This is a genomic window from Vibrio sp. 1580, assembly GCF_033340055.1.
Genome location: NZ_JAWOVT010000675.1, coordinates 1 through 529 on the forward strand (window position 1 = coordinate 1; position 529 = coordinate 529).

Genomic DNA, 529 nt, shown 5'->3' on the forward strand with positions numbered 1-529 from the left:
CCTAAATTTGACCTTAAGACCTACCAGTTGGTTGGGGTTGAAGCTTTAGTGCGATGGAATCATCCCGAGAAAGGTTACATTGGTCCTGAACAGTTTATTCCGATTGCAGAACAAAACGACTTGATTCTCGATCTTGGTGAGCATTTGATCGAAACCGCGATCAAGCAAAGAGCGGAATGGGCAGAAGCATTCGACCATGATTTTCATATCGCGTTGAACTTGTCCCCACGACAAATCTACCGTCAGGATCTTAGCCTCATATTTGAGCATTTTTTATCGCAATACAATGTATCCGCCAAAGACATTCACGTAGAAGTGACGGAGTCACTTTTGATGGACGACATCGAAAAAGCCCACTTCGTTCTGCGCAAACTGCAAGCCACTGGTATTGAAGTCTGGTTAGATGATTTTGGTACTGGCTATTCTGCCCTGTCCTATCTTCAACAAGTTAACTTTGATGGGCTTAAAATCGATCGCTCGTTTATCGCACAAACCCAGCAAGACAACAAAGATGACTCTCTGGTACGCG

Annotated in this window: 1 protein-coding gene; it reads left to right on the forward strand. The window is 44.2% G+C overall.

The window, feature by feature from the left end; translation table 11 throughout:
* Nucleotides 1–529 (forward strand): EAL domain-containing protein (locus R7093_RS27790; protein WP_318147353.1); only part of this gene is annotated, 529 nt, incomplete at both ends.